Source organism: Streptomyces sp. Go-475, from assembly GCF_003330845.1.
Classification (GTDB): Bacteria; Actinomycetota; Actinomycetes; order Streptomycetales; family Streptomycetaceae; genus Streptomyces.
The window spans coordinates 6,106,081-6,124,935 of record NZ_CP026121.1 but is presented as its reverse complement, the minus strand read 5'-3'; the positions used below and the strand labels follow the sequence as shown (position 1 = coordinate 6,124,935).

Below are 18,855 nucleotides of genomic sequence, written 5' to 3'. Positions count from 1 at the left end.
TGGTGCGGTCCTGATGCAGTCCTGGTGCGGCTCAGTGGCCGGTGGACCCGCCGTTGTCCCTGCGGTCGAGGGCGCGCTGGAGCGCGGCGGCGGCGTTCTTGCGGTCGGACTCGCTCGTACGGGAGACGTGACGGACTCGGCGGCGGACGGTCGTCTCGGCCATGGGAAATCGACTCCTTCGATACAGCACGGAGTGCGGAAAAGGGGTTACGAGACGCCGGATGGGGCGGGGAGCGGTGCCGCAGGGGTGGCCTGCACGGGGCCCGGCTCACGACCGCCATTCGCTTGGTCGAGCGAGACGTTCGGCTCCTACAAAGCTAAGGGAGTCCGGAGCGTCTGTCTCCACAATTACTCGGACTTCCTACTATCTGAGACGGTGGAGTGGGTCACACCCCGCTGACCTGCGGTGATTCCTAGAGCACATCACCGTCCCGCCAGTCGAAGAGCAGTTCGCGCGCGGGGTCGAGGGGGCCGGCGAGGGCGGCGCGGACGTAGGTGCTGCCCTCCTCCTCCGGCAGGCGCACGATGCCGTCGTCCGGCCTGAGGGCGTGCACCTCGCCCGGCCACGGCCGCCAGCCGCGGGCGGTGTAGAGGCGGGCGCCGTCGTCGCTGGCGGAGAGCGCGCCGAGGTCGTAGGCGCGGTCGACGACGCGTTCCAGCTCGGCCATGACCCGCCCGCCGAGGCCGGTGCGGCGGGCGTCGGCGCGCACGGCGACGTTCTCGACGTACCCGGTGCGCAGCCACCGGCCGCGGTGCCGCACCCGGCGCATCACGACGGCCCCGTGGGCGGCGAGCCCGGCGGCGTCGTAGGCGAGGGCGTGCAGGCCGCCGAGGCCGTGGTCCCAGTCGTCGTCGCCGAAGTCGCCGTCGAAGGCGGCGTCCAGCAGGGCCCGTACGGCGCCGAGTTCGGCGGGGGCGAGGTCGGCGGTGTGGACGGTGCGCAGGCGGATGGTCATCGGCCCAGTATGCGAACGGGCCGGGTGGCTCTCGACCGGATATACGAGCACGATGGAAGGGTCCGGCTCCGGAAGGGAGACCCGATGACGACGGCAGAGCCGCGCGCACAGGTGATCACCCAGCACCGCTTCGGCGGCCCGGACGTCCTGGAGATCGAGGAGCGGCCACGGCCCGAGCCCGGCCCCGGCGAGGTGCTGCTCCGGGTGCACGCGGCCGGGGTCAACCCGGCGGACCGGCTGGCCCGTTCCGGGGCCGCCCCGCTGTTCGGGGAGCCGCCGTTCACGCTCGGGCAGGACGTGTCGGGGGAGATCGAGGAGGTGGGGGCCGGGGTCACCCGCTTCCGGCCCGGGGACGAGGTGTTCGGCCGGATCGACGGCGGCGGCCACGCCACGCACGTGACCGCGCCGGCCGGCCACTTCGCGGCGAAACCCGCCGGTCTCGACCACGCCCACGCGGCCGCCGCCCCGACGGCCGCGCTCACCGCCTGGCACGCGCTGATCGACATCGCCCGGGTCGGGCCGGGCAGCCGCGTGCTGGTCCGCGCGGCGGCCGGCGGGGCCGGGCACGTGGCGGTGCAGCTGGCCAAGGCGGAGGGCGCCCACGTCGTGGGCGTGGCACGCGCCGAGGACCACGACTTCCTGCGGGACCTGGGAGCCGACGAACTCGTCGACGACACGGCCGGCGACGTCACGGAGTCCGTCCACGACATCGACGCCGCCCTCGACCTGGTCGGCGGCGACCAGGCCCTGCCCACCCTCGACACCCTGCGCCCGGACGGCATCCTGCTCTGCGCCGTCCCCGAGGACCTGGGCCTCGCCCCCGAGGACGCGGAGGCCCGGGGCCTGCGCTTCGCCCTCGTCCGCACCGGCCCGTCGGGCGACCTGTTGGAGAGGACCACCCCGCTCCTGGCCGACCGCCGCGTCCGCGTCCACGTGACGACGACCCTGCCGCTGGCGGAGGCCGCCAAGGCCCACGAACTGGGCGAGGAAGGCCACGCCCGGGGCGGGATCGTGCTGGTGCCGCACCCCTGAGCCCGGGTACGCCGACGGGCCGGGTCACGGGACCCGGCCCGTCGGTGCGCCCAAGGGCTCAGCCCATGTGCGGGTACGTGTAGTCGGTCGGCGGGACCAGCGTCTCCTTGATGGCGCGGGTCAGGGTCCAGCGCATCAGGTTCTGCGGGGCGCCGGCCTTGTCGTTGGTGCCGGAGGCCCGGCCGCCGCCGAAGGGCTGCTGGCCGACGACGGCGCCGGTCGACTTGTCGTTGATGTAGAAGTTGCCGGCCGCGTAGCGCAGCTTGTCCGCCGTGTACGCCGCCGCGGCGCGGTCGTTGGCGATGACCGAGCCGGTCAGGGCGTAGTCGGAGACGGACTCCATCTGGGTCAGCATCGCGTCGTACTGGTCGTCCTCGTAGACGTGCACGGCGACGATCGGGCCGAAGTACTCGGTGCGGAAGACCTCGTTGCCGGGGTCGGTGCACTCGATGACGGTCGGGCGGACGAAGTACCCCTCGGAGTCGTCGTAGGTGCCGCCCGCGACGATCGTGCAGGAGGGGTCCTCCTTGGCGCGGTCGATGGCGGCCTTGTTCTTGGCGAAGGCCCGCTCGTCGATGACGGCGCCGATGAAGTTCGACAGGTCCGTGACGTCACCCATCTTGATGCCGTCGACCTCGGCGGCGAACTCCTCCTTGAAGCCGGAGTTCCAGATCGAGGCGGGGATGTAGGCCCGGGAGGTGGCGCTGCACTTCTGGCCCTGGTACTCGAAGGCGCCCCGGGTCAGGGCGGTCTTCAGGATCGCCGGGTCGGCCGAGGGGTGGGCGACGAGGAAGTCCTTGCCGCCGGTCTCGCCGACCAGGCGCGGGTAGGTGCGGTACTTCTCGATGTTGTTGCCGACCGTCTTCCACAGGTACTGGAAGGTCTTGGTCGAGCCGGTGAAGTGGATGCCGGCGAGGTCCCGGTGCTCCAGGGCGACCTTGGAGACCTCGATGCCGTCGCCGGTGACGAGGTTGATGACGCCCTTGGGCAGGCCGGCCTCCTCCAGCAGCCGCATCAGCAGAACGGCGGCGTGGGTCTGCGTCGGCGACGGCTTCCAGACGACGACGTTGCCCATCAGGGCCGGGGCCGTCGGCAGGTTGCCCGCGATCGCCGTGAAGTTGAAGGGCGTGATCGCGTAGACGAAGCCCTCCAGCGGGCGGTGGTCCAGCCGGTTCCACACGCCCGGGGCGTTCGCCGGGGGCTGCTCGGCGAGCAGCTTGCGGGCGTAGGAGACGTTGAACCGCCAGAAGTCGATCAGCTCGCAGGGCGTGTCGATCTCGGCCTGCTGGGCGGTCTTGGACTGGCCGAGCATGGTGGAGGCGGCGAGCGTCTCGCGCCAGGGGCCGGACAGCAGCTCGGCGGCGCGCAGGATGATCGCCGCGCGGTCGTCGAAGGACATCGCGCGCCAGGCCGGGGCGGCGGCGAGGGCCGCGTCGATGGCGTCCTGGGCGTCCTGCTGCGTGGCGTTGCGGTACGTGCCGAGCACGGCCTTGTGGTTGTGCGGCTGGACGACCTGGAAGGCCTCGCCGCCGCCCATCCGCTGCTCGCCGCCGATGGTGCAGGGCAGGTCGATCGGGTTGTCGGCCAGCTCCTTCAGCTTGGCCTCCAGCCGGGCCCGCTCGGGCGAGCCGGGGGCGTAGCCGTGCACCGGCTCGTTGACGGGGGTGGGGACCTGGGTCACAGCGTCCATGTTTTCCGTAACTCCTTACTGAGCGGTGTGTCGGTCTCAGCCCTGGAGGGCTGTCAGCCCTTGGTGATCATGCTGCGGGCGAAGAAGCGCAGGTTCGCCGGCTTCTCCGCGAGTCGGCGCATGAAGTAGCCGTACCAGTCGGTGCCGTACGCGGTGTACACGCGCATCCGGTGGCCCTCGGCGGCCAGCCGCAGGTGCTCCTCGGCGCGGATGCCGTAGAGCATCTGGAACTCGTAGTCGCCGGGCTTTCGTCCGGCGCGGTGGGCGAGCTCCTGGGCGATGGCGATCAGGCGCGGGTCGTGGGACCCGATCATCGGGTACCCCTCCCCCTCCATCAACGCCCGGAGGATACGAACGTATGCCCGATCGATCTCGTGCTTGTCCTGGTACGCGACCGAGGCGGGCTCCTTGTACGCGCCCTTGACCAGGCGGACCCGGCTGCCGCTCGCGGACAGGCGGCGGGCGTCGGCCTCGGTACGGAAGAGGTACGCCTGGATGACGCAGCCGGTCTGCGGGAAGTCCTTCCGCAGCTCCTCGTGGATGGCGAACATCGAGTCCAGCGTCGTGTGGTCCTCCGCGTCCAGGGTGACCGTGGTGCCGATCTCGGCCGCGGCCTCGACGACCGGGCGGACGTTCTTCAGGGCCAGCTCGTGGCCGTCCTCCAGCGCCTGCCCGAACATCGACAGCTTCACCGACATCTCGGCGCGGGTGCCGAGCTCCAGCGGCTTGAGGCGGTCGACCAGCTCCAGGTAGGCGTCGCGGGCGGCGGCGGCCTGCGCGGGGTGGGTGATGTCCTCGCCGACGACGTCCATCGTCAGCTCCAGGCCCCGGTCGGCGAGGTCCCGGACGACCGGGACGATGTCGTCGACGTCCTCGCCCGGGATGAAGCGGTCGACGACCTGCTTGGTCACCGGGGCGGCCGAGATCAGGCGTCGCATCCGGTCGCTGCGTGACGCGGCGAGAATCACGGGACCCAGCACGGGGCACCTCCAGAGCACAAGCAACGTGAGGCCGGACCCCGCGCGGACGACGCGTCGGGTACGGCACGGAGAACCACCGTGAAACCTAAGGATCCCTCCGATCGTCGGCCATCGACAGCTGTCACGCATCCGTGCCGCAGATCTCAGACAGATGTATGAAAGGCTCCCTGGAGTGCGGGACAATGCCCGGATGACGTCGGAACACAGGGGCGACTACGAGGAGCTGGTCGACGAGATCTCGGAGCTGCTCGGCGCGCCCGCGACGCTGGAGAACCGGGACTTCGAGCTGATCGCCTTCGGCGCGTACGACAGCGAGGGCGACCTCGATCCGTCGGCCCTGGACCCGGTGCGCACCCGCTCGATCCTCACCCGCCGCTCGACGGCGGCCGTGCGGGCCTGGTTCGAGGGCTTCGGCATCACGCGGGCGACGGGCCCGGTCCGTATCCCGCCGACCCCGGAGGCCGGGGTCTACCGGGGCCGGATCTGCCTCCCCGTCCGCCACCGGGGCGTGGTCCACGGCTACGTCTGGCTGCTCGACGACGATCCCGGCCCGAGCGAGCGGCAGCTGTCCGCCGCGATGCGGGTCACGGCCCGGATCGGCGCCCTGCTCGCGGACGAGGCCCAGCACGGCGCCGACCTCAGCCGCGAGCTGCGGGCGGTGCTCACCGCCGAGCGCGGCTGGCAGAGCGACATGGCCATCGCCGAGCTCCGCACGGCCCTCGGCCCGCGCGCCGACGGCCCGCACACCGTGGTGTGCGTCGCGCCCTGGCCGTCGGCCGACCCCGACGACGCCCCGTCGGTCCGCGGCATGCCGGGCGCGACCGCCCTGTGCACGCTGCCGTGGGGGGCGACGGCCCAGTGCGTGGCCGTACTGATCCGGCTGCGCTCCCCGGACGTCCTGACCCCGGCGACGACGGCGGCCGGCCGCCTGCTGGAGCGGGCGCGCGGGGGGACGGGGCAGGGCGAGCCCTCGGCCCCGGGCGGAGCCGCCGCGGCCGGCGCCACCAGTTCCGGCGGAGCTTCGGCGGACGGCACCACCACTTCGGGCAGAACCTCGGCGGATGGTGCCACCGCTTCGGGCAGAACCCCGGCGGGCGGCCCCACCACCTCGGCCAAAACCCCGGCAGGCGGCCCCACCACCTCGGCCAAAACCCCGGCAGGCGGCCCCACCACCTCGGCCAAAACCCCGGCAGGCGGCCCCACCACCTCGGCCAAAACCCCGGCAGGCGGCCCCACCACCTCGGCCAAAACCCCGGCAGGCGGCCCCACCACCTCGGCCAAAACCCCGGCAGGCGGCCCCACCACCTCGGCCAAAACCCCGGCAGGCGGCCCCACCACCTCGGCCAAAACCCCGGCAGGCGGCCCCACCACCTCGGCCAAAACCCCGGCAGGCGGCCCCACAACCTCGGCCAAAACCCCGGCAGGCGGCCCCACCACCTCGGCCAGAACCCCGGCAGGCGGCCCCACCACCTCGGCCAGAACCGGTGGCCCCACCACTCCCGGCAGAACCCCCACCCCCGGCGGCTCCTCGGCGGCCGGCGCCACCACCGCAGGCGGCGCCTCCGCCGGTATCGCCACCCCCCGCTCCGGCCTCGCCGAGCTCGGTGTCTCCTGGTGGGAGGCGTCGGCGGCGGCGCGGGCGGCGCTGGCCGAGCCGAGGCTGGGGCCGGTGGCGCGATGGGCGTCGATCGGGCCGTTCCGCCTGCTCACCGCGCTGCCCCCGGAGGTCGCCCGCGACCCCGTCGCCCGGACCCTGCTCGCCCCGGTCCACCGGGAACTCGCCCGCACCGCCGAGGTCTACCTCGACTGCGCCGGCCAGGCCGCCCGGGCCGCCGCCGAGCTGGGCATCCACCGCCAGACCCTCTACTACCGCCTCTCCCGCATCGAGAAGCTCACGGGGCTGGACCTGGACGACGGCGAGGACCGGCTGCTGCTGCACATGACGCTGAAGGGAGCCCGCCTCACCCCCGGTGACGCCATGGGGCCGTCCGGGTGAGTCCCGTCCCCCGAACGGGCGGTGTTCGGGACGGACCCGTACCCTCCGGCGCCGCGCGTGGTCACGGTTCTCCCGGTGTGCCATCGGCCGGGAGGAGTGCACGTGCGGAATCGACGCGCCTGGTCCGCGACGCGGACGGTGGTGGCGGGCCTGGCCTGCGGGGTGCTCGCGCTCGCCCTGCCGGGCGCCCACGCCAGCACCGGCCCGGGACCCACCGAGCGCGCGGCGCCCGGGGAGGAGCGCACCGGCCGGGGCGACCGGAACGCCTCGGTCGTCACCGAGTGGATGCGCACGGCCGATGACACCATCGACGCCGAGGCCCGCACGGGCCCACCCGAGTCGTTCATCTGGCAGGCGTACGTCTCCACCGCCGTCTACAACGCCGTCGTCGGCGTAGAGGGCCGCTTCACCCCGTACAAGTGGGACGGGCGGGCGCACCGCCCGGCCTCGTCGGCGGCCGCCGCCGCCTCGGCGGCGCACCACGTGCTGCGCCACCACTTCCCCGGCGCCGCGCCCCGGCTGGACGCCGCCCTGGCCGACACCCTCGCGACCGTCCCCGACGGCGAGGCCGAGGAGGAGGGCGTCGCGTTCGGGAAACGCGCCGCCGCCCACATCGTCGCACTCCGCCGGGACGACGGCCGCGGCGCGTCCGTGCCCTTCCCCGCGCCCCCGAGCCCCGGCGTGTGGCGGCCCACCCCGCCCGGACACCAGCCCTTCGCCAGTGCCTGGATGGGCCGGGTCCGTCCGCTGCTGCTGGACTCCCCCGGCCAGTTCCGCCCCGGCCCGCCGCCTCCGCTCCGCTCCGCTCGGTACGCCAGAGACCTCCACGAAGTGGCGGCCTACGGAGGCCGCACCGGCTCGCACCGCACCCCCGAACAGACGGACATCGCCCGGTACTTCGTCGCGCTGGACCTGCAAGGCGCCCTCGGCGACCACGCGGCCCGGCACGGCTTCGGCATCGCCGAGACGGCGCGGCTGTACGCGGCGGCCAACACGGCCCAGGCGGACGCCGTCATCGCCGCCTGGGACGCCAAGCTCCACCACGGCACCTGGCGGCCCGTCACCGCCATCCGGGAGGCGGACACCGACGGCAACCCGGCGACCCGGCCGGACCGGCACTGGGAACCGCTGCTCAACACCCCGGCCCACCCCGACTACCTCAGCGGCCACGCCACCATGGGCGGCGCGCTGATGCGCATGCTGACCGGGATCCTCGGCACCTCCCGCGTCGACCTGCGCATCCGCTCGGTCACCACCGGCGCGACCCGCCACTACCACTACGCCGACGCGTACGAACGGGACGTCGTCGACGCCCGGGTCTGGGGCGGCATCCACACCCGGACGGCCGACGAGGCGGGCGCCGCCACCGGCCGGCGGCTCGCGGCCTGGGCGCTGCGGAAGTACTTCCGGCCGCTCTCCTGAAAGCAACGCCTTCAAGACACTATTCTGAAAACGATTGTCATCATGCTACGGTCATGGCGCGTTCAACCATTGACCCTGTCTTGACCGTGCCTTGACCGAGGTGTTCCGTGCGCGTCCCCGTCCGTCTCGTCCCCCTCACCGCCGTGGCCGCGGCCTCCGCCCTGCTCACCGGCTGCTTCAGCGGCGCCGAGCAGGCCACGGACGACTCCGGCTCCGGCGGCAAACGCATACGCGTCGCCATGCTCCAGCCGCCCCGCTCCGGCCTCTCCCCGCTCTCCGACGACGCGTTCAAACTGTCGCGCTGGTCGACCGCCGAGACCCTGGTCAGGCTGGACGCCGAGGGCGAGGCACAGCCCGCGCTCGCCACCGACTGGAAGCAGTCCGGGAAGACCTGGACCTTCACCCTGCGCGACGGCGTCACCTTCCACGACGGCACGAAGCTCACCGCCGAGACCGTGGTCACCTCCCTCACCAAGGCCGCCACCGCCTCCCCCAAGCCCCGCATCCTCGACGGCGTGGACCTCACCGCGAAGGCCGACGGCGACCGGGTCACCGTCACCACCGCCAGCGAGGACCCCCTGGTCCCGCAGCGCCTGAGCTCCCCGCAGCTGTCGATCCTGGCGGCCCGGGCGTACCGGGGGAAGACGGTCGACCCGGTCGGCGCCGGCACCGGCCCGTTCGAGCTGACGAAGGTGAACGGCACCTCCTCCGCCACCCTCGGCCGCTACGACGGCTACTGGGGCGAGAAGGCCAAGGCCCCCGGCATCGACGTGAAGTACGTGCCCGACGGCACCGCCCGCGCGGCGGCGCTGCGCAGCGGCGAGGCCGACATCGTCGAGGCGATCCCGGTCTCCCAGGCCGCCGTCCTCGACCAGGACCTCATCACCGAGGTGCCGATGCCGCGCACCAACACCCTCTACCTCAACACCGGGAAGGGCGCCTTCAAGGACCCCGCGGTGCGGGCGGCGGCCCGCGAGGCCGTCGACGCCAAGGCCATCGTGGAGGGCGTCTACGAGGGCCGCGCCGACGTCGCCGAGGGCCTGCTCGGACCCGCGCTCCCCTGGGCGGCCGACCTGCGCACCCCGGTGAAGCACGCCGAGGCCGGCAAGCCGAACGGCCGGACCATCACGCTCGGCACGTACACCGACCGCTCGGAGATGCCCGAGGTGGCCGCCGCGCTGCAACAGCAGCTCCAGAAGGCCGGTTTCGAGGTGAAGCTGGACGTGCGCGAGTACGCGAACATCGAGTCCGACGCGCTCGCGGGCCGCTTCGACGCGTTCGTCCTCTCCCGCGCCACCGTCCTCGACTCCGGCGACCCGGCCGCGTACCTGTACAGCGACTTCGCGTCCGACGGCACCTTCAACCTCTCGGACTTCGCGGACCCTGAGGTCGACAAGGCCCTGCGGAAGGCCGCCGACACGCCGGTCGGGGACGCCCGCCGCAAGGCGATCGTCGCGGCGGAGGCCGCCGTGCTCGCCCAGGACGCGGCCGTCCCCATGCTCCACGAGCGTGTGATCCAGGGCGACGCGAAGGGGGTCGTGGGCGCCGCGCACGACCCGCGCGAGCGGGAGCTCGTCACCGCCGACACCTACGTCAAGTGAGGTTCGCGGCGAACGGGGCGGCCGGGCTGACCCGGGGCGTCGGACTCGTCACCGTCCTGGCCGTCGTCGGGCTCCTGCCCTGGCTCTCCCACCGCGACCCGGCGCTGACCGTACTGCGCGCCCGGTCGGCCGAGCAGGAGGCGACCGAGGAGGCGCTGTCGGCGATCCGCGCGGACCTCGGGCTGGACGCCGGTCCGCTGACCCTGCTGGGCCGGTGGGCCGCCGGCCTGCTGCGCGGCGACTTCGGCACCTCCTGGGTGTCGGGCCATGAGGTCCTGCCGTCCGTGCTCGCCGGGCTCCAGGTGTCCCTGGGGCTGATGGGCGCGGCGCTCGCCCTGGCGGTGCTGCTGGCCGCCGCGCTGGTCGCGCCGGTGCTGGTGCGCGGGCGCGGCTCGGCCGGGGCGTTCGCCGCCATGCTGGCCGCCGTGCCCGAGTTCCTGCTGGCCACCGTCGCCCTGCTGGTGTTCGGGGTCTGGCTCGGCTGGCTGCCGACGTCCGGCTGGCAGAGCGCCGAGTACCTGGTGCTGCCCGCGCTCGCCCTAGGCGTCCCCGCGGGCGGGCTGCTCGGGCGGCTGGTCGCGGACGCGCTGCCCGCCGTGCTCGAGGAGCGGTGGGTGGAGCTGTGGCGGGGCGCCGGAGTGAGCCGGGCGCGGATCGCGGGGGCGGCGCTGCGGCGCGTCCTGCCGCCGCTGGTCCCGCAGTTCGGGATGGTCGCCGTCGGCCTGACCGGCGGGGCGGTGGCCGTGGAGACGGTGTTCGCGGTGCCGGGCATCGGTCGTACGGCCCTCGGCGCGGCCAGGTCGCAGGACCTGCCGCTGCTCCAGGGCGCGGTGCTCGCGCTGCTGCTGCTCGGCCTGGTCGCGGGCGCGCTCGCGGCGGGCGTACGGCGCCGGCTGCTCGGGCCCGCGCTGCGGGACGCCGGTCTGACGCTGCCGCCGGCCCGTCCGGTCCGCGCGCATCCGGCGGTACCGGTGGCGCTCGCCGCCGTCCTGCTGATCACCATCGGCTGGGGGCTGCTGCGCGACCCCTACACCGTGGACACCACCGTCCGGCTCGCCCCGCCCTCCTGGGCGCACCCGCTGGGCACCGACGGACTCGGCCGTGACGTGCTGGCCCGGCTCGGCCACGGCGCCGCCTCGACGGTCGGCACGGCGACGGCCGTCGGCCTGCTGGGCCTGCTGATCGCGCTGCTGCTGGGCTTCCTGCCGGGGATCGCGGCGGGCGCGGCGGACATCGCCAACGCGCTGCCCCCGGTGATCGTCGGGATCCTGGTCGCGGCGGCCGTCGGGCCCGGCACCGGCGGAGCGGCCCTCGCGGTCGCGCTGATCTCCTGGCCCGCCCTGTCCGCGCACGCGGCGGCGCTGGTGCAGGAGGTGCGGGCGTCGGCGTTCCTCACCGCCCAGCGCGCCATCGGCGCGAGCCCGTTCTGGATCCTCACCCGGCACGTCCTGCCGTCCGTGGCCGGCCCGGTCGCGCGCCACGCCCTGCTGCGCCTGCCGGGCATCGCCCTGGCCCTGGCCTCGCTGGGCTTCCTCGGCCTGGGCGCCCAGCCGCCCGCCCCCGAGTGGGGACTGCTGCTGGAGGAGTCCCGGGCGTATGTGGAACGCGCCCCGTGGGCGGCCCTCGCCCCGGCGGTCGCGCTGGCCCTGCTGGCCGGTCTCGCCGTGTCGGGCGCGGCGCTCACGCAGGGCCGCGGACCGCGGCGGGCCACCCCGGGCCCGGCTGCGGCCTCACCCCCGGCCCCCGCCAGGAAGGAGGCCCCCGTTGGAACCTGAGGCACTGCTCTCCGTCAGCGATCTCCGTATCGCCTTCGACGGCGTGGAGGCCGTGCGCGGCCTGTCCTTCGACGTCCGCCCGCGCGAAGTGCTGGCGATCGTCGGCGAGTCGGGAGCGGGCAAGTCCCTCACGGCCCGCGCGCTCCTCGGCATGCTGCCGCGCGGCGCGACCCTGAGCGGCACGGTCAGCCCGGACCTCTCGGCCCACCGCGGCCGGCGCATCTCACTGGTCCCGCAGGACGCCCTGTCCGCCCTGTCCCCCGTGCACCCGGTGGGCGACCAACTCGCCGCCGCCGTCCGGTCGGTGGCCGGGATGTCCCGCAAGGAGGCCCGGGCCCGGGCGGTCGCGGCCCTGGACAGGGTCGGCATCCCGGACGCGGCACGCCGGGCCCGCGCCTACCCGCACGAGTACTCCGGCGGCATGCGGCAGCGCGCGGTGATCGCCATGGCGACGATCAACGAACCGGAGATCGTGGTCGCCGACGAGCCCACCACCGCGCTCGACGAGGAGTACCGCGAGCAGGTGCTGCGGCTGCTCGCCGAGCAGCGCGCGGCGGTCGGCGCCGCGCTCGTCCTGGTCACGCACGACATGGACGTCGTCCAGGGCCACGCGGACCGTGTGCTGGTCATGTACGCGGGCCGCCTCACCGAACTCGGCCCGGCGGACGAGGTGCTGGCCCGCCCCCGCGCCCCCTACACCGCCGGCCTGCTGGCCTCCCTCCCGCAGCACGCGCCCGAGGGCCGCCGGCTGCCCGCCCTGCGCGGCACCCCGCCCGCCCCGGGCGCGCTCCCGCCGGGCTGCGCCTTCGCCCCGCGCTGCCCGCTCGCGGCCGAGGCCTGCCACACGGCGGAACCCGAGCCCCGGCCGGCCGCCGGCCGTCTGGTCGCCTGCCACCGCTGGGAGGAACTTCCCCATCCGGCGACCGAGTTGTTCCTCGAGGAGCGGCAGCCCGCATGAGTGATCCCCTGCTCGACGTCCGCGACCTGGTCGTCCGCTACGGCCGGGTCACCGCCGTGGACGGCGTCTCCTTCTCCCTGGCCGCCGGCGAGACCCTCGCGCTGAACGGCCCGTCCGGCTGCGGCAAGTCCACCACGGCCCTCGCGGTGCTCCAGCTGCGCCGCCCGGACAGCGGCGAAGTCCGTTTCGAAGGGCGGGAGTTGACGACGCTGACGGAACCCGAGCTGCGTCCGCTGCGGCCCCGTATGCAGCCCGTCTTCCAGGACCCGTACGGCTCGCTCAGCCCGCGCCACCGCATCCGGGACGCGATCGCCGAGCCCCTGAAGGTCCAGGGCCGCTGGGACCCGGAGAAGGGCCCGGCCCGCGTCGCCGCACTCCTCGACCGCGTCGGCCTCGACCCCGTCTACGGCGACCGGCGGCCGCACGAGCTGTCCGGCGGCCAGTGCCAGCGCGCCGGCATCGCCCGCGCCCTGGCCTCCGACCCGCGCCTGCTGGTCCTGGACGAGCCGGTGTCGTCCCTCGACCCGTCGGTGCGCGCGGGCGTGCTGAACCTGCTCGCCGACCTCCAGGACGACCTGGGCCTCGGCTACCTGTTCATCTGCCACGACCGGGCGGTCGTCCGGCACGTCGCGGACCGGGTGATCGAGATGCGGGAGGGGCGCCTCAGCGCTCCTTGACGCCCTCGATCACCCGGCGGAGCCCCGCCGCCAGCTGATCGGCCTCGGGAGCGGTCTTCGGGTCGAAGGTCCACTGCGCCATGAGGCCCATCATCAGGGTCAGGTAGAAGTAGCCGAGGGTGTCCACCCGCTCCTCGGGGACGTCCTCCTCGCGCCCGCCGTGGAAGAGCGTGACGATGCCCCGCGCTCCCTCCCGCTGGGCCCGCGCCAGGTGCTCCCGCACCTCCGGCAGCTGGTCGCCCATGGCCACGATCTCCATGCTGAGCCGCCACAGCGACCCGGGCTCGCGCATGGTGCCGATGATGTTCGCCCACACCTCGGCGAACCGCTCCAGCGAGCCCGGCTGCCCGCGCAGCTCGCCGCCGCCCTCGAAGGCCTCGGACATCCCCTCCACCATCTCGATGTACGCCTGCGCGAGCAGCGCGTCCTTCGAGCCGTAGTGGTAGCCGATCGACGCCAGGTTCGTCCCCGACTCCCTGACGATGTCGCGCGCGGTCGTGCGCAGGAAGCCCTTCGCCAGCAGGCAACGCTTGGCGCCCTCCAGCAGATCCTCACGGTGTCCCATGCCGCCTCACTCTACTCCAGCATCCATACGTGCGTCTTATACAGACGTACTAGACACGCGTTTAATACGCTCGTACAGTCCTGCCCATGACGACGAAACCGCACCCTCCCGCCCTCGCCGGCCGCCGCGAATGGACGGCTCTCGGCGTGCTGATGCTGCCGCTGCTGCTGGTATCGATGGACGTGTCCGTCCTCTACTTCGCGATCCCCGCGATCAGCGCCGACCTGGAACCGAGCGCCACCCAGCAGCTGTGGATCTTCGACATCTACGGCTTCGTGCTGGCCGGCCTGCTCATCACGATGGGCGCGCTGGGCGACCGCATCGGCCGCCGCCGGCTCCTGCTGGTCGGCGCCGCCGCCTTCGGCACGGCCTCCCTGGTGGCGGCCTACGCGAACAGCGCGGAGACCCTGATCGCGGCCCGGGCGCTGCTCGGCATCGGCGGCGCGACGCTGATGCCCTCGACGATGGCGCTGGTCCGCACGATGTTCACCGATCCGGGGCAGCGCGCGAAGGCGATCGGCCTGTGGTCGGGCGTGATGACGGCCGGTATCGCACTCGGCTCCGTGATGAGCGGCGTCCTCGTCGAGCACTTCTGGTGGGGCTCGGTCTTCCTGGTCAACCTGCCCGCGATGGTGATGCTGCTGATCCTGGGCCCCCTGCTGCTCCCGGAGTCCAGGAACCCGCGCCCCGGCCGCTTCGACTGGCTGAGCGTCCCCCTGTCGATGGCCGCGGTGCTCCCGGTGATCTACGGCCTCAAGGAACTCGCGTCGGAGGGCTGGCACGTCCGGTACGCGATGTCGGTGTCGGCGGGCCTGCTCTTCGCCGCGCTGTTCGTCCACCGCCAGCGCACGACGGCGTCCCCGCTGATCTCACCGGAGCTGTTCCGGCGCCGCGGCTTCAGCCCGGCGCTGGCCCTCAATCTCGGGGCGGCCTTCGGCATGATGGGCTCGGCCTTCTTCACCACCCAGTACATCCAGTCGGTCCTGGACAAGAGCCCTCTCGAGGCGGCGCTGTGGAGCCTGCTGCCGTCGGTGCCCATCGGACTCGCGGCCCCGGTCAGCGCCCGGCTCGTGCAGCGGGGCGTGCCCCGCGCGTACGTCGTCGGCGGCGGCTTCGCGGTCACCGCGTGCGGCTACGTGCTGCTGGCCCTGACCGGCACCCGGTCCCTCTGGCTGCTGCTGGCCGCGTGCGCCGTCCTGGCCTGCGGCATCGTCGCCGTCATGTCCCTGGTGGTCGACATGGCCATGAGCGTCGCCCCGGTGGAGAAGGCGGGCGCCGCCTCGTCCCTGCTGGAGACCGGCACGGAGTTCGGCGGCGCGCTGAGCATGGCCTTCCTCGGCTCGATCGGCACGGCTGTCTACCGCCACCGGATCCCGGACTCCGCGCCCGGTCCGGCCCGCGAAACGCTGGGCGGCGCGCTGGCGGTGGCCGAACAGCTCCCGGGGCGCGCGGGAGACGCCCTGGCGGCGGCGGCACGCGAGGCCTTCACCAGCGGCATGCACGCGGCGGCGGTCACCGGGGCGGTGCTGCTGGCCGGGGCGGCGGCAGCGGCGGTCCCGGCACTGCGCCGGGCCCAGGTCGCGGACCCCATGGCACCCGAGCGGGAGAAGGCGGCCGTCTGACGGCCCCTCGCAGTACGCCGAAGCGCCGGAGGGGCTGATCGAGTCAGCCCCTCCGGCGCTTGGGTTCACGGCGAACGGGTGCCCGGGGGCCGAGCCCCCGGGAAGGTCACGCCAGGTTCACCGAGCGGGCGGACGTGGCGCCGATCTCCGCCGCCACCTCGGCCAGCACCGTGGCGGTCACCGTGTCGTCGACGGTCAGCACGGCCAGCGCCTCGCCGCCCGCGACCGCACGCGACACCTGCATGCCGGCGATGTTGATGCCCGCCTCGCCGAGGATGCGGCCGACCGTGCCGACGACACCCGGCCGGTCCTCGTACCGCAGCACCACCATGTGGTCGGCGAGCGCGAGGTCCACGTCGTAGTCCCCGACGGCGACGATCTTCTGGAGGTGCTTGGGGCCGGCCAGCGTGCCGGAGACCGACACCTCCTCGCCGTCGGCGAGGGTGCCGCGCACGGTCACCACGTTGCGGTGCTCGCTCGCCTCGGAGCTGGTCGTCAGGCGCACCTCGACGCCGCGCTCCTGGGCGAACAGCGGGGCGTTCACGTACGACACCGTCTCGTCGACGACGTCCTCGAAGACACCCTTGAGGGCGGACAGCTCCAGCACCTTCACGTCGTGCTGGGTGATCTCGCCGTACACCTCGACGTCCAGGCGGACCGCGACCTCACCGGCGAGCGCCGTGAAGATCCGGCCCAGGCGCTCGGCGAGCGGCAGGCCCGGCTTGACGTCCTCGGCGATGACACCGCCCTGCACGTTCACCGCGTCCGGCACCAGCTCACCGGCGAGGGCGAGACGCACCGAGCGGGCGACGGCGATACCGGCCTTCTCCTGCGCCTCGTCCGTGGAGGCACCGAGGTGCGGGGTGGCGACGACCTGGTCGAACTCGAACAGCGGGGAGTCCGTGCAGGGCTCCTTCGCGTAGACGTCGAGACCGGCGCCGGCGACCCGGCCCTCCTTCAGCGCCGAGTACAGCGCCTCCTCGTCGACGATCCCGCCGCGCGCGGCGTTGACGATGCGCACGCTGGGCTTGACCTTGCGCAGCGCCTCGTCGCCGATCAGACCGAGGGTCTCGGGCGTCTTGGGGAGGTGGACGGTGATGAAGTCGGAGACCTCCAGCAGCTCGTCCAGCGAGAGCACCTTGACGCCCATCTGCGCGGCCCGGGCGGGCTGCACGTACGGGTCGTAGGCGACGACCTTCATGCCGAAGGCGGACATGCGCTGCGCGACGAGCGCGCCGATGCGGCCGAGGCCGACGACGCCGAGGGTCTTCTCGGCCAGCTCGACACCCGTGTACTTGCTGCGCTTCCACTCGCCGTTCTTCAGCGCGGCGTTGGCCTGCGGGATGTTGCGGGCCGTGGCGAGGAGCAGACCGCAGGCCAGTTCGGCGGCGGTCACGATGTTCGAGGTGGGGGCGTTGACGACCATCACGCCGGCCTTGGTGGCGGCGGAGACGTCCACGTTGTCCAGGCCGACGCCGGCTCGTGCGACGACCTTGAGCTTCTTCGCGGCGGCGATCGCCTCGGCGTCGACCTTGGTGGCCGAACGGATCAGGATCGCGTCCACGTCGGCGATGGCGGGGAGCAGCTCGGCGCGGTCCGCGCCGTTGCAGTGCCGGATCTCGAAGTCCGGGCCCAGCGCGTCGACGGTGGCGGGCGACAGCTCTTCAGCGATGAGTACGACGGGTTTCGAGCTCACGTGAGTCCTCACAAGTCCAGTGCTGCGGACGGCCGTCCCGACGGCCGCAGGCGGTGGAGGGGTGCTTGCCGCGTGGAAGACGCACGACGCTGTGGGCCTGACGCGTATCTATGCAGCAGTGTAGTGGTGCGACGAGGGGCGCCTTACGCCTCTGCGGAAGGATCACCCGGATGAGAAAGGGCCCGGCCGCGGCGTCGCTGCCACGGCCGGGCCCGGGGGCTCACGCCTCCTCGTCGACCCAGCTCATGAGCTTGCGCAGCTCCTTGCCGGTGGTCTCCAGGAGGTGCTCGGAGTCCTGCTTCTTGTACTCGTTGTACTTCTTCAGGCCGCCGTGGTACTCGTCCATCCACTGCTGCGCGAAGGTGCCGTCCTGGATCTCGGCGAGGACCTTCTTCATCTCGGCCTTGGTCGCGTCCGTGATGATGCGCGGGCCGGTGACGTAGTCGCCCCACTCGGCGGTCTCGGAGATCGACCAGCGCATCTTCTCCAGGCCGCCCTCGTACATGAGGTCCACGATCAGCTTCAGCTCGTGCAGGCACTCGAAGTAGGCGATCTCCGGCTGGTAGCCGGCCTCGGTCAGCGTCTCGAAGCCCGCCTTGACCAGGGCCGCGGTGCCACCGCAGAGGACGGCCTGCTCACCGAACAGGTCGGTCTCGGTCTCCTCGGTGAAGGTCGTCTTGATGACGCCGGCGCGGGTGCCGCCGATGCCCTTGGCGTACGACAGGGCCAGCGCGAAGGCGTTGCCGGAGGCGTCCTGCTCGACGGCGGCGATGCACGGAACGCCGCGGCCCTCCTCGTACTGGCGGCGGACCAGGTGGCCCGGGCCCTTCGGGGCGACCATGCAGACGTCCACGCCGGCCGGGGGCTTGATGAAGCCGTAGCGGATGTTCAGGCCGTGGCCGAAGAACAGCGCGTCGCCGTCGCTCAGGTTCGGGGCGATGTGCTCCTCGTAGACCTGGGCCTGGATCGGGTCCGGGACGAGGATCATGATGACGTCGGCCTCGGCGGCGGCCTCGGACGGGGTCACCACGCGCAGGCCCTGCTCCTCGGCCTTGGCCTTGGACTTGGAGCCCTCGTGCAGACCGACGCGGACGTCGACACCCGAGTCACGGAGCGACAGCGCGTGGGCGTGGCCCTGGCTGCCGTACCCGATGACCGCGACCTTGCGGCCCTGGATGATGGACAGGTCGGCGTCGGCGTCGTAGAACAGCTCGGCCACTTTGGGTTCTCTCCTCGGGAGTGCAGGTGTTGCGTCCCACCGTATGACGGGGGGCGGAAGGGAAGTCTGGGGGTCTCGGAATACGGGCGGCCGACGGCGCGCCGACCGCCCGTTTTCCGTCTTACGCGGACCGGTCGAGGGCGCGCAGTGACCGGTCCGTGATGGAACGGGCACCGCGGCCGATCGCGATCGTGCCGGACTGGACGAGTTCCTTGATGCCGAACGGCTCCAGCATCTTCAGCATCGCGGACAGCTTCTCGCCGGATCCGGTGGCCTCGATGGTGACGGCCTCCGGGGAGACGTCGACGGTCTTGGCGCGGAACAGCTGGACGATCTCGACGATCTGGGAGCGCGTCTCGTTGTCGGCGCGCACCTTCACCAGGACGAGTTCGCGCTGGACGGCCTGGGACGGCTCCAGCTCGACGATCTTCAGCACGTTGACGAGCTTGTTGAGCTGCTTGGTGACCTGCTCCAGCGGCAGGTCCTCCACGCCCACGACGATGGTGATGCGGGAGATGTCGGGGTGCTCGGTGACGCCGACCGCGAGCGAGTCGATGTTGAAGCCGCGGCGGGAGAACAGGGCGGCGATCCGGGCGAGGATGCCGGGGGTGTTCTCCACCAGGACGGAGAGCGTGTGCTTGGACATGGTCTGCTTCCTCTGCTTGA

Annotated in this window: 16 protein-coding genes; 8 read left to right on the top strand and 8 right to left on the bottom strand. The window is 73.2% G+C overall.

Features of this window, described 5'->3' with window-relative positions:
- Nucleotides 1–31 precede the first annotated feature (31 nt).
- Both C1703_RS40205 and C1703_RS28290 read right to left on the bottom strand, forming a co-directional pair.
- The gene (locus C1703_RS40205; protein ID WP_010048656.1) at nucleotides 32–163 is read right to left on the bottom strand and encodes a hypothetical protein; all 132 of its coding nucleotides are present in this window, start codon (nucleotides 161–163) and stop codon (nucleotides 32–34) included.
- Between the two features lie 250 nt (nucleotides 164–413).
- On the bottom strand, nucleotides 414–956 hold the full coding sequence (locus C1703_RS28290; protein WP_114255485.1) for a GNAT family N-acetyltransferase: 543 nt from the start codon (nucleotides 954–956) through the stop codon (nucleotides 414–416).
- Nucleotides 957–1,040: 84 nt separating this feature from the next.
- Between C1703_RS28290 and C1703_RS28285 the strand changes: the two genes are divergently transcribed.
- Nucleotides 1,041–1,988, top strand: coding sequence for an NADP-dependent oxidoreductase (locus tag C1703_RS28285; protein ID WP_114255484.1), 948 nt, complete (start codon nucleotides 1,041–1,043; stop codon nucleotides 1,986–1,988).
- A gap of 58 nt (nucleotides 1,989–2,046) precedes the next feature.
- On the opposite strand, the gene pruA is transcribed toward C1703_RS28285, so the two are convergent.
- Together pruA and C1703_RS28275 are read right to left on the bottom strand one after the other, a co-directional pair.
- Nucleotides 2,047–3,678, bottom strand: coding sequence for an L-glutamate gamma-semialdehyde dehydrogenase (pruA, locus tag C1703_RS28280; RefSeq protein WP_114255483.1), 1,632 nt, complete (start codon nucleotides 3,676–3,678; stop codon nucleotides 2,047–2,049).
- A 53-nt stretch (nucleotides 3,679–3,731) separates the two neighbouring features.
- The gene (locus C1703_RS28275) at nucleotides 3,732–4,658 is read right to left on the bottom strand and encodes a proline dehydrogenase family protein (RefSeq protein ID WP_114255482.1); all 927 of its coding nucleotides are present in this window, start codon (nucleotides 4,656–4,658) and stop codon (nucleotides 3,732–3,734) included.
- 190 nt (nucleotides 4,659–4,848) lie between these two features.
- Here C1703_RS28275 and C1703_RS28270 point away from each other — a divergent pair, with 190 nt between their 5' ends.
- From C1703_RS28270 to C1703_RS28245, 6 genes are all read left to right on the top strand, one after another.
- Nucleotides 4,849–6,654 (top strand): helix-turn-helix domain-containing protein, encoded by a 1,806-nt coding sequence (locus tag C1703_RS28270; protein WP_114255481.1) that lies wholly within the window; start codon nucleotides 4,849–4,851, stop codon nucleotides 6,652–6,654.
- Nucleotides 6,655–6,756: 102 nt separating this feature from the next.
- Nucleotides 6,757–8,076, top strand: a complete 1,320-nt coding sequence (locus tag C1703_RS28265) for a vanadium-dependent haloperoxidase (protein WP_232840619.1) — start codon at nucleotides 6,757–6,759, stop codon at nucleotides 8,074–8,076.
- A 107-nt stretch (nucleotides 8,077–8,183) separates the two neighbouring features.
- On the top strand, nucleotides 8,184–9,677 hold the full coding sequence (locus C1703_RS28260) for an ABC transporter substrate-binding protein (RefSeq protein ID WP_114255480.1): 1,494 nt from the start codon (nucleotides 8,184–8,186) through the stop codon (nucleotides 9,675–9,677).
- Nucleotides 9,674–11,452: an ABC transporter permease subunit gene (locus C1703_RS28255; protein ID WP_114255479.1), complete on the top strand. Its 1,779-nt coding sequence runs from the start codon at nucleotides 9,674–9,676 to the stop codon at nucleotides 11,450–11,452. The genes C1703_RS28260 and C1703_RS28255 overlap by 4 nt, the downstream gene beginning before the upstream one ends.
- Complete coding sequence (locus tag C1703_RS28250) at nucleotides 11,442–12,410, top strand: ABC transporter ATP-binding protein (protein ID WP_114255478.1); 969 nt, start codon at nucleotides 11,442–11,444, stop codon at nucleotides 12,408–12,410. Before C1703_RS28255 ends, C1703_RS28250 begins: the two co-directional genes overlap by 11 nt.
- Nucleotides 12,407–13,087, top strand: coding sequence for a dipeptide/oligopeptide/nickel ABC transporter ATP-binding protein (locus tag C1703_RS28245; protein ID WP_114255477.1), 681 nt, complete (start codon nucleotides 12,407–12,409; stop codon nucleotides 13,085–13,087). The genes C1703_RS28250 and C1703_RS28245 overlap by 4 nt, the downstream gene beginning before the upstream one ends.
- Here the strand turns inward: C1703_RS28245 and C1703_RS28240 are convergent.
- Nucleotides 13,074–13,652 carry a TetR/AcrR family transcriptional regulator gene (locus tag C1703_RS28240; protein ID WP_114255476.1) on the bottom strand — a complete coding sequence of 193 codons (579 nt, stop codon included), beginning with the start codon at nucleotides 13,650–13,652 and terminating at the stop codon, nucleotides 13,074–13,076. The genes C1703_RS28245 and C1703_RS28240 overlap by 14 nt on opposite strands.
- Nucleotides 13,653–13,738: 86 nt before the next feature.
- Here C1703_RS28240 and C1703_RS28235 point away from each other — a divergent pair, with 86 nt between their 5' ends.
- Nucleotides 13,739–15,274: an MFS transporter gene (locus C1703_RS28235; protein ID WP_114255475.1), complete on the top strand. Its 1,536-nt coding sequence runs from the start codon at nucleotides 13,739–13,741 to the stop codon at nucleotides 15,272–15,274.
- 106 nt (nucleotides 15,275–15,380) lie between these two features.
- Here the strand turns inward: C1703_RS28235 and serA are convergent, their stop codons facing one another.
- The 3 genes from serA to ilvN form a co-directional block, all read right to left on the bottom strand.
- On the bottom strand, nucleotides 15,381–16,970 hold the full coding sequence (gene serA, locus C1703_RS28230; RefSeq protein WP_114255474.1) for a phosphoglycerate dehydrogenase: 1,590 nt from the start codon (nucleotides 16,968–16,970) through the stop codon (nucleotides 15,381–15,383).
- A gap of 220 nt (nucleotides 16,971–17,190) precedes the next feature.
- Nucleotides 17,191–18,189: a ketol-acid reductoisomerase gene (gene ilvC, locus C1703_RS28225; protein WP_114255473.1), complete on the bottom strand. Its 999-nt coding sequence runs from the start codon at nucleotides 18,187–18,189 to the stop codon at nucleotides 17,191–17,193.
- Between the two features lie 121 nt (nucleotides 18,190–18,310).
- Nucleotides 18,311–18,835, bottom strand: coding sequence for an acetolactate synthase small subunit (gene ilvN / locus C1703_RS28220; protein WP_114255472.1), 525 nt, complete (start codon nucleotides 18,833–18,835; stop codon nucleotides 18,311–18,313).
- Nucleotides 18,836–18,855: the final 20 nt, after the last annotated feature.